We start from the raw sequence: 9,439 nt of genomic DNA on the forward strand, positions 1-9,439 counted from the left end.
TTCGTGCATAGGACTGCTGACACGGCCCGTTCAGAAGTCGGCTGCACACCGGTCGGGCCTGCCCCGCGAACTGGTGCAGTCGTCTTCTGAAAATGACACAGGCGGCGCCCGCAGCTTGCCTGCCCCCTGCTCGATAACGAGTCACTTCCCCGCCTCACCGTGGTCATGGCGGGCTATAACGAGGCGGCGCGCCTGCCCGGCAAGGTCGCCAATCTGCGCGCGCTCGACTACCCACAGGACAAGATCGACATTCTGGTGGTCTCCGACGGATCGACCGACGCCACCGCCACCGTGCTGCAGGGCGCCCCCGGCGTGCGCACCCTCTCTTATGCCCTGCGGCAAGGCAAGGCGTATGCGCTCAACTTGGCGCTCGCTCAGGTGCAGACTGAATTCGTCGTGTTCTGCGACGTGCGCCAGGATCTCGAAGCCGGATCGGTGCGTCGGCTGATTTCCGATTTCTGCGACCCCGCCGTCGGAGCCGTGAGCGGCGAACTGGTGCATCGTCCCAGCAGCACCCAGACCGGGCAGAACATCGGGCTGTACTGGCGCTACGAAAAAGCCATCCGCAAATCCGAAAGCCGCTTTCACTCGACCGTGGGCGCAACCGGAGCGCTCTACGCCATTCGCACCCGCGACTTCTCCCCCATCCCGCCGGACACCATCCTCGACGACTTCGAGATTCCCATGCAGATCACCCGCGCGGGCAAACGAACCCTGATGGAACCCCAGGCCCACGTCTACGACACCCTGCAAACCGAGTCCGCCGCGGAACAAAAACGCAAGATTCGAACCCTCACAGGCAATTTCCAGACCTTTTCGAGAAATTTTTGGCTGTTCAGCCCCATGCAGAACCCGGTATGGTTCCAGTTCCTGTCCCACAAGGTTTTCCGGCTCTTCGTGCCCTACGCCCTCATCATCACCCTGTTCACCAGCGCCTTCATCCCGTCGGCGTTCTACCGCCTTGCGCTGCTGGCGCAGCTTGCGTTTTACCTGCTGGCTGCCGCCGGACACTGGGCGCCCGCGCTGCGCAAAAACAAATTCGTCAGCTTCGCCCATGTGTTTTTCGATATGAATGCCGCCGCCATGCTGGCCCTGCTGAAATTCGCCCAGGGCCGCGCCGACGCCAAGTGGGAAAAAACATGAAGCGCCTGAGCATTCTGATGTACCACGGGCTTTACGCCACCGAGGCGCAGCGTCTGGCCATCGACCCGATAGACCGTCCCTATGCCCTCTCCACGGAGACGTTTGCCAGACAGCTCGATCTGCTGGCCGCAGCCCACATTCCAGTCATCCCCCCGCACGCTATCGAGCAAACCGGCTCGCCCATTCCCGGCGGCGTGCTACTCACCTTCGACGACGGCCACGCCAGCAATGCTGAACTCGCCCTGCCCTTGCTCAAGCAACGCGGTCTGAGCGCGCTGTTTTTTGTCACCACCGACTTCATCGGTCAGCGAGCGGGTTTTTGCACCTGGGATCAGGTTCGCCAGCTTGCGCAACAAGGCATGACGGTGGGCGGGCATGGACACACTCACCGCTTTCTCAGCGACCTGCCAGACGACACGCTCAAAAGCGAGCTGCAGCAATCGCATGTCCGCCTCGAAAATGAGTTGCAGATAACAGTCAGGCAAATGTCCTTCCCCGGGGGGCGTTACGACGATCGCTGCCTGCGGTTGGCGCAAGACGTGGGCTACACCGTCCTTCATGGATCGGCCATTGGCACCCTGAGCACTCGCCCGATTGCCTCAACGCGCCCCCTGCCCCGCCTGGCCATCCGCGCTGGAACGACAGACGCCACTTTCATGGCCTATGCCCGGGCCGACGCGGCGACCTTGCTTCGCGCGCAGACCATTTCGCTCGCCAAAACAGGAGCCAAACGCCTCATTGGCAACGCGCGTTACCACCAACTCTATGCACGCGTCAAAGGCGTGCCACACCAGCAGCCATGAGCGTGACCACCCCGCACCCACGCCAAAAACCTGGGGGATTGAACAACAGGCGGCCCGCTTCAGCCCCATCAGTTGAAAATCCGGCTGAAAACCCGGTTGAAAATGTGAACTGGGCTGGCAAGGAGCTGTACTCCATACTTCGACTGCTCGCCGTACCCGCTTTATTTGTTCTCAGCATCATCGTTTTCAAACTCCATCCAGGGAAAATTGGCCTCTACGGTTTTGCCTTGGTCTTTGGGCTGCTCCTGCTGATTCAATTGCGCAAAGGTCCAGAGCCTCTGCTTGCACTGGTCATCATTTATTACCCTTTAAGCAAACTCTACCCAGTTCTGATTGCACCAGGCATCAACGGCACCAATTTGCTGGAATTGTTTTTGATTTCATTCTGGGTCATCCATGCCTATAAAAATCAAAGGAAGATGTTCAACCCCTTGCCGTTCACGCGATTGGTAGGCATCTGGTTTTTCCTGAGTGTTATTTCTGTTTTTACAGCAATTTATCATATTGGGCTGCATCCATTCATCTGGAACTATCTTTTGTCGGCTCGGGGATTTTTCGACCAGTTTATTATTTTCTTTCTGGTCGTCAACCTGATCCAAGATAAGAATATGGCTAGACGACTCATCGTCTATATGATGTTTTCCGCAGCTGTCATTTTTCTTTACGGCATACACGAATGGTGGCTTACCCGCGGTGCAAGCAGCATCGAAAAATCGCGGCTGCTAGGCCCCATTGGGCAGCCGAACGAATTCGCAGCGCAAATTATCTATTCTCTTGCGCCCTTGCTAGCCTATGGGGCCTATTATTTCCCACGCTGGAAATCGTGGCGCTTGGCACCCATCGTCTTGATTGGTCTGAAAGTATTGCTGGCGGCCTTTTCTCGCGGCGCTTATCTGGCTTTCGCGATGGAGCTTGCCACGCTTTCATTCGTCAAAAGCAAAAAGTTCTTTGTTTTGGTCTTGCTCGTCATTGGAACAATTTACTTTTTCATTCCTGCCTTGGTGCCCAATTCGATGAAGGCCCGAGTAGCTCAAACCTATCAGGATCACGAAGTTGATTCAAAAATCGACAAGAGTGCAGACTCACGATTTTTGCTTTGGGACGCAGCTATAGAGATGGCAAAGGAAGATCCAATTTTCGGCAAAGGGTTCGATCAGTTTCACAGCTTGGTGCCCAGCTATGTTCCAGGATTTTATGAGGGCTCGACCGGAGATGCTACGGACAATCAGAATATGTTTTTGTATGCGGCCTCCAATATGGGCGTGCCCAGCCTGATCACGCTCCTTCTGATTATTGGAGCACTCGCTTTTCGTGGTTGGTTTGTTTATAAAAAGAGCACCGTAGATATCGACCGCATCATTGGTTTAGGTGCGGTAACGCTGGTAGCGGGATTGGTTGCGGTAAATATGTTCGGGACGCATATTATAGATACCTCGGTCGATGTATTCTTATGGATTTATATTGCCATCGTGGCCCATCTGTTTGATCCGAAACAACTTATCAGCGCCAAAAACAGAAATGGATAACCGCGATAAAACCTCCCCGCACATCGTCCACATGATCGACGAACTGCCACGCGACGGTGCGGAAATGCTGCTGGTCGATTTGATGCGCCTGCGCATACCGGGCTACCGTTACACCATCGTCTGCCTGATCAAGGGAGGCCCGCTAGAACAGGAGTTCGAAAAACTCGGCGTTCCAGTCGTGATCTTTGGCCGCAAAGGCAAGCTGGATTTTGGCTTGGTCTTCCGCGTGGCTTCGTGGCTTAAGCGCGAGCGTGCTGATGTCGTGCACACACATCTGTTCACCGCCGATACTTATGGCCGTCTGGCTGCGCGCTTGGCCGGCGTTCCGGCGGTGTTTTCGACCGTGCACAACATCGTCAACCCGTGGAAAGGGTCGGGTCGCAAACTGATCGACCGCTTGTTCGCGCGACTGAGTACCGCCGTGGTGGGGTGCAGTGAAGAGGTCACGCAAACGCTGGCCACGCGCGACAAAATACCCGCCAGCAAGCTGGTCTCGATTCCAAATGGCATTGACCTGCAGAAATTCTCCAGCTTTTCGGGCGCGGGCGTCCGAAGTGAATTCGGGCTTCCAGAAGATCGCCCCCTGATCGGCATCGTGGGCCGCTTGCACGAACAAAAGGCACACGGTGATCTGTTCCGTGCGCTGGCCGAACTACCCCAGGTGCGTGACAAACAATTGAATTGCCTGGTGATCGGCACGGGCGATCTTCAAGACACGCTCAAGCAGCAGGTCAAGGCTCTCGGGCTGGAAGACTGTGTGATTTTCACCGGCATGCGAACCGATGTGCCCCGCCTGGTGGCGGCCATGGATGTGTTCGTGATGTCCTCGCATTGGGAGGGTTTGCCCATTGCCCTGCTGGAGGCGATGGCGAGTTCCAAGGCGGTGCTGTGTACCCGCGTGGGCGGCATTCCCGATGTCGTCATCGACGGGGATAATGGCCTGCTGGTCGAGCCGCGCGACGTGCCGCAATTTGCCAAACGCCTGGACGACTTGCTGCAAGACCCTGCTTTGCGCGCCCGTCTGGGACAGCGGGCACGGGAAACCGTGATCGCGCGTTTCGACGTCTCGCGAACCGCCGCGGCCTACAACCGTCTGCATCAGCAAGCGCTGGGCCTGTCGTCAGAGCCTCAACCGGCGCGAGTCGCCCCTGCGGAGTAAATCATGCGTCGTCTGCTTGCCACTGCCTTGCTGCCTTACGCCCAGCTTCGCAACACCCTGAGCCCGGGTCTTCGCGTGCTGATGTATCACCGTGTCGCGCATTTGGCCGCCTATGACCAACTCACGGTATCACCCGCGCGTTTTGCCCAGCAGATGCAAGAGTTGTCTTCGCACAACGTGGTCAGCCTCGAAGACGGGTTGCGGGCGATTCAGGCCGGGCCCTTGCGCAAACCGCTGTTCGCCGTGACCTTCGACGACGGCTATCTCGACAACCTGACCGAGGCCTTGCCCATCCTGCAGCGCTATCGCATTCCGGCGACTATTTTTGTGACCACCCAGTTCTGCGATCAGGCGCTCAGTCACCCCCGCTATGGCAGCGAGCCGACCGAGCGCCTGCACCTCAACTGGGACGAAGTGAGCGCCCTCGCCAGGTCTCCCGGCATCACCATCGGCTCGCACACCCGCACCCACCCTTATCTGCCGACCATCAGCGATGCGCTGGCGCAGCAGGAAATCGCTACCAGCCGAAGCGAAATCGCCGCCCATCTGCAGCAACCCGTTCAGTATTTCTGTTACCCCTCGGGCGATTTGAGCCCGCGCGAACTTCAACTGGTGCGACAAGCCGGTTATGCCGCTGCTGTCAGCGTGGCGCCGGGGGTCAATCGGCGCGATGCCGATTTGTTCCAGCTCAAACGCACCGAAATCACCGACCGCGATGATGTGTCGCAATTCCGCCTGAAAATCGTCGGCGCATTCGATCCGATTCATCGCCTGCTGCATGCGCGTCGCACCCGCCGATTCGCTCAGAAACACCTCAAACCCAGCGCCTCGTTCGAGGCCACAACGCTATGAAAATCCTGTACTTGATGACCGAACCTTTCGGCATCGGCGGCGTGCAGTCCGACGTGCTGACCCTGACGGAAGACCTCACCGCTAAGGGCCACATCGTTTATGTGGCCACCACAGACGGCGTGCTGCTCAAAGAGCTGATCGGCAAGGGCGCCATTCATGTCGATATCGACTTTCATTTCAGCGCAGCCTCGCAGTTTGTTCGAGCCCTCAAACAGCTGCGCGAGGTCGTCAAGCGCGAGGGCATCGAACTCGTCGCGCCGCAATCGGTGCGGTCTTCCATGGTGGCCTACGCGGCGCTGCGGCTCATGCCCTACGGCTACCGGGTCGCGAGCACATCTCGCCGCGTGCCCATCGTGACCACCATCCACAACATTCACAATCCCAAGAATTTCAAGTGGGCAGGTCGCATCCTGCGGCAAAGCGCGGACTTCATCATCTTCGAGTCGAACTACGAGCGCAACCGCCTGCTCGCCAACGGCCTGCCCCCCGAGCAGTCCACCGTCATTCACAGCGGCATCGATCTCGATCGATTTTCCACGGCCTCACGTACCGCCGATTTCGCCCGCCAGTACGGGCTGGAACCAGGCAAGCATCTGATTTTCGGCATCGTGGCCCGCCTGTCCGAAGAAAAGGGCCACAACTATCTGGTCGATGCCTTCGCCAAAGTCGTAGAGAGCAAACCCGAAACCCGCCTGCTGATCGTGGGCGACGGGCCGCTACTCGATCAAACCAAGGCGCAGGTCGCCCGCCTCGGCTTGCACAGCACCGTGATTTTCGCCGGCATGCAGCGCGACATTCCCTCCCACCTCGCGCTGCTAGACGTCTTTGTGCTGTCCTCAACGCGCGAGTCATTCCCGCTGTCTGCGCGTGAAGCCATGGCGGCCGGCCGCTGCGTGATTGCGCCGCGCATCGGCGGCTGCGGCGAAGTAGTCGAAGACGGCGTCACCGGCTTGCTGTTCACCGCAGCAGACGTCGACGATCTGGCTGCAAAAATGTTCACCCTCAGCGAGCGTGACACGGTGGCCGCCATGGGCCGCGCCGGGCGCCAACGCGCGGAACGTCTTTTCTCGCGCCATGTCTGGGTGGACGGCGACGAAAAGGTTTACCTTGACTGGTCTGGACTGACCTCCCCCTCCACGGCCTCTGTGGCCCTGTCCTGACGCCGTTGAAGCTCACCCTCGAACTCCTGCTGTCTCCCGTCGGGCTGACCGCTTGCGGCCTGGTCTTTCTTTCCCTGTTTGTCACCTGGCGCTCGCACCGGTTTTTCACCCGGTTTCTGACCTATGCCACTACCGTGCTGTTTCTCTTGGCCAGCATGCCCCTTTTTGCCAATCTTGCTCTAGGCGCACTGGAACGAAAGGCGACGCAGGAGAAAATCTGCTCCCCGCCCCCGCCGGGGACGCTATTCGTCGTGCTCGCTGGCGGAATAGACGGCAACCCCATGCACGCGCAAGACTTCTCGGCCTTGAAAACCGCGAGTTTGAAACGCCTGCTCGCTGCCGTACAACTGGCGCAGCGCACCCCCGACAGCACGCTGCTCATCTCCGGCGGATGGGGCAGAACGGTGCGCGAGGCCAACTTGATGGGTGCGCTGGCTGTGCAACTCGGCTTTCCGGCCAGCCGAATGATCCTGGACACAACATCTCGAACGACCTTTCAGACGGCCGTCAATACGCGAGAGCGCATCCTCCAGTTTCCGGTCGGCCGCCGCTACCTGGTCACCTCCGCAGACCATATGCCCCGCGCGATGATGGCTTTTGCCCATGAGCAGGTTTCAATCTGCGCCTGGCCGGTAGACTACGAAGCCATTCCGATTCAGGCGCTGGACATGCTGACCCCGCAGATCAGCGCGCTGGACAAGACCACACGCGTCGTACACGAACTTCTCGGCATGCTTTATTACAGGCTGATCAAGTTTCAATGACGCGCCGATTCAGGTGCCGCCCATGACCCCGACAGACCACAACGTCGAAGCTGAAGAAATCGACAAATTCAGTGTCCTCGCCCATCGCTGGTGGGATGAGCACGGCGAGTTTCGCCCCTTGCACCTGCTCAATCCGCACCGCCTACGGTGGATTCAAGACCATGTCGGTCTGGGTGGAAAAGCCGTAGTGGACATCGGCTGCGGGGGCGGCATTCTCTCGGAGTCGATGGCAGCGGCAGGCGCCAAGGTGACCGGCATCGACCTTGCCGATGCCTCGCTGCAAGTCGCTCGCCTACACGCGCTCGATGCCCAGTTCGATATCGATTACCGCCTCGTCAGTGCCGAGCGCCTTGCCACCGAGGCCGCCGGACAATTCGACGTGGTCACCTGTATGGAAATGCTCGAGCACGTCCCCGATCCGGCGTCCATCATTCAAGCCAGCGCCGCCTTGGTGCGCCCCGGCGGATGGGTTTTTGTCTCGACCCTCAATCGCAACGCCAAGGCTTATCTGTTCGCCATTCTCGGGGCCGAATACCTGCTGCGGCTCCTCCCCAAAGGCACGCACGACTACGCCAAGTTTCTTCAGCCTTCCGAAATTTCCGCCATGGGCCGACGCTGCGGTCTTGAAACCGCCGACATTGCCGGGCTCGAATTTCAGCCTCTCACCCAGCGCTTCCGCATCACTCGCGATCCCAGCGTCAACTATCTCATGGCCTTGCGCCGCCCGCTCTGATGTCGCCCGCCCGCCCTGTCCGCGCCTGCCTATTCGACCTCGACGGCACGCTGGCGGATACCGCCCCCGATCTGGCCGCTGCGCTCAACCGAGTGCGCAGAGACCATCACCTGACGGAATTGCCGCTCGAACGCCTGCGCCCCATGGCCTCTCATGGCGCGCGTGGCTTGCTCGCCGTAGGCATGCAGGTCACGCCCGAAGAGGCCCGGTACGACGCATTGAAAGAAACCTTCCTCGCTTATTACCTCGAGGCGATCCGCGTGCGCACTACCCTGTTCGACGGCGTCGTCCCATTGCTCGAACGCCTGCATCAACTCGCCCTGCCCTGGGGCATTGTCACCAACAAACTCAGCACCTATACCCAGCCCCTAGTCACCCAACTCCCCTGGCCGCACCCCCCCGGATGCGTGGTCAGCGGCGATACCGCCGCACGCCCCAAACCCGCACCCGATCCCCTGCTGTACGCCGCCCAAGCGCTTCGCATCGACCCTGCAAGCTGTATCTACGTCGGCGATGACCTTCGAGACATGCAATCCGCCCAAGCCGCTGGAATGCGCGCCATCGCCGCAGCCTACGGCTATTGTGGCCCCAGCGCCCCAGAAAGTTGGGACGCCGATGCCATCATCCATCACCCCCTTGAATTGCTCACGCTCGACCTCATGTCCTGACAGCGGCGAAACAAAACATGGTCTCGCCGTACAATCAGTATTCCATGGGGCCGACCCGGTTTCGACGTGGATAGCAAAACAGACAGGTGCATGCCGAGCCCCAGTACGCTCGATAAACCACTGGAAACAAAGTAACTGCGAACGATTCTTCGTACGCCCTCGCCGCTTAACACCGGTGAGCCTCGCAACGGTTGGCCGATGGGCCGGGGTGGCAACACCTGCGAGGTCATACACATTGGCTCGAGTTGAATTTCGCCACGCGATTCAGCCCTAAACTCAGTGGATCGCCCCAAATGAAGCGCGTACACCCGCGTCATAGGGGTTAAAACCAAATGGCGTTACTAAGCACGTAGATCCTGCTGTGGAGTATTTGCGGACGGGGGTTCAATTCCCCCCGGCTCCACCATTACACAAGCCTAAGTGATTGATTCACTTAGGCTTTTTTCTTTTCGTCAGCCGCCTGTCCACAAGAATGTCCACAAAGGCGTATTGTCCGCGCGCCTGTTGCCTGCGCGCAACAACGCGCCCCTTGACAGTAAGCGTTTGCCGAACCCATCTTTTCAATGAGTCTGAGCTGAGCGAAGCTTGGGTTTTTTCGGGGGCTCCATGCGATCAGACAAACTCAGTGAAG

At 59.0% G+C, this 9,439-nt stretch carries 9 protein-coding genes and 1 other RNA gene; all 10 read left to right on the forward strand.

Annotated elements, in window-relative coordinates; all coding sequences use genetic code 11:
• Positions 1–159 precede the first annotated feature (159 nt).
• The 10 genes from B7X30_RS12990 (at position 160) to ssrA (ending at position 9,214) form a co-directional block, all read left to right on the forward strand.
• Entirely contained in the window at positions 160–1,143 is a 984-nt protein-coding gene (locus B7X30_RS12990; protein WP_286731060.1) for a glycosyltransferase family 2 protein, read from the forward strand.
• The gene (locus tag B7X30_RS12995) at positions 1,140–1,946 is read left to right on the forward strand and encodes a polysaccharide deacetylase family protein (RefSeq protein ID WP_286731062.1); all 807 of its coding nucleotides are present in this window, start codon (positions 1,140–1,142) and stop codon (positions 1,944–1,946) included. The genes B7X30_RS12990 and B7X30_RS12995 overlap by 4 nt, the downstream gene beginning before the upstream one ends.
• Positions 1,943–3,472: an O-antigen ligase family protein gene (locus tag B7X30_RS13000; RefSeq protein ID WP_286731064.1), complete on the forward strand. Its 1,530-nt coding sequence runs from the start codon at positions 1,943–1,945 to the stop codon at positions 3,470–3,472. Before B7X30_RS12995 ends, B7X30_RS13000 begins: the two co-directional genes overlap by 4 nt.
• Positions 3,465–4,631, forward strand: coding sequence for a glycosyltransferase (locus B7X30_RS13005; RefSeq protein WP_286731066.1), 1,167 nt, complete (start codon positions 3,465–3,467; stop codon positions 4,629–4,631). Before B7X30_RS13000 ends, B7X30_RS13005 begins: the two co-directional genes overlap by 8 nt.
• Before the next feature lie 3 nt (positions 4,632–4,634).
• The gene (locus B7X30_RS13010; protein ID WP_286731067.1) at positions 4,635–5,483 is read left to right on the forward strand and encodes a polysaccharide deacetylase family protein; all 849 of its coding nucleotides are present in this window, start codon (positions 4,635–4,637) and stop codon (positions 5,481–5,483) included.
• Positions 5,480–6,643 (forward strand): glycosyltransferase, encoded by a 1,164-nt coding sequence (locus tag B7X30_RS13015; RefSeq protein WP_286731068.1) that lies wholly within the window; start codon positions 5,480–5,482, stop codon positions 6,641–6,643. Before B7X30_RS13010 ends, B7X30_RS13015 begins: the two co-directional genes overlap by 4 nt.
• Before the next feature lie 155 nt (positions 6,644–6,798).
• Complete coding sequence (locus tag B7X30_RS13020) at positions 6,799–7,407, forward strand: YdcF family protein (RefSeq protein ID WP_286731072.1); 609 nt, start codon at positions 6,799–6,801, stop codon at positions 7,405–7,407.
• 22 nt (positions 7,408–7,429) lie between these two features.
• On the forward strand, positions 7,430–8,140 hold the full coding sequence (gene ubiG / locus B7X30_RS13025) for a bifunctional 2-polyprenyl-6-hydroxyphenol methylase/3-demethylubiquinol 3-O-methyltransferase UbiG (RefSeq protein WP_286731069.1): 711 nt from the start codon (positions 7,430–7,432) through the stop codon (positions 8,138–8,140).
• The gene (locus B7X30_RS13030; RefSeq protein WP_286731070.1) at positions 8,140–8,808 is read left to right on the forward strand and encodes an HAD family hydrolase; all 669 of its coding nucleotides are present in this window, start codon (positions 8,140–8,142) and stop codon (positions 8,806–8,808) included. The genes ubiG and B7X30_RS13030 overlap by 1 nt, the downstream gene beginning before the upstream one ends.
• A 46-nt stretch (positions 8,809–8,854) precedes the next feature.
• Positions 8,855–9,214: a transfer-messenger RNA gene (gene ssrA / locus B7X30_RS13035) on the forward strand.
• The last annotated feature ends 225 nt before the right edge of the window (positions 9,215–9,439 follow it).

Origin of the sequence: Thiomonas sp. 13-64-67 (genome assembly GCF_002282795.1) — a bacterium.
Classification (GTDB): Bacteria; Pseudomonadota; Gammaproteobacteria; order Burkholderiales; family Burkholderiaceae_C; genus Thiomonas; species Thiomonas arsenitoxydans.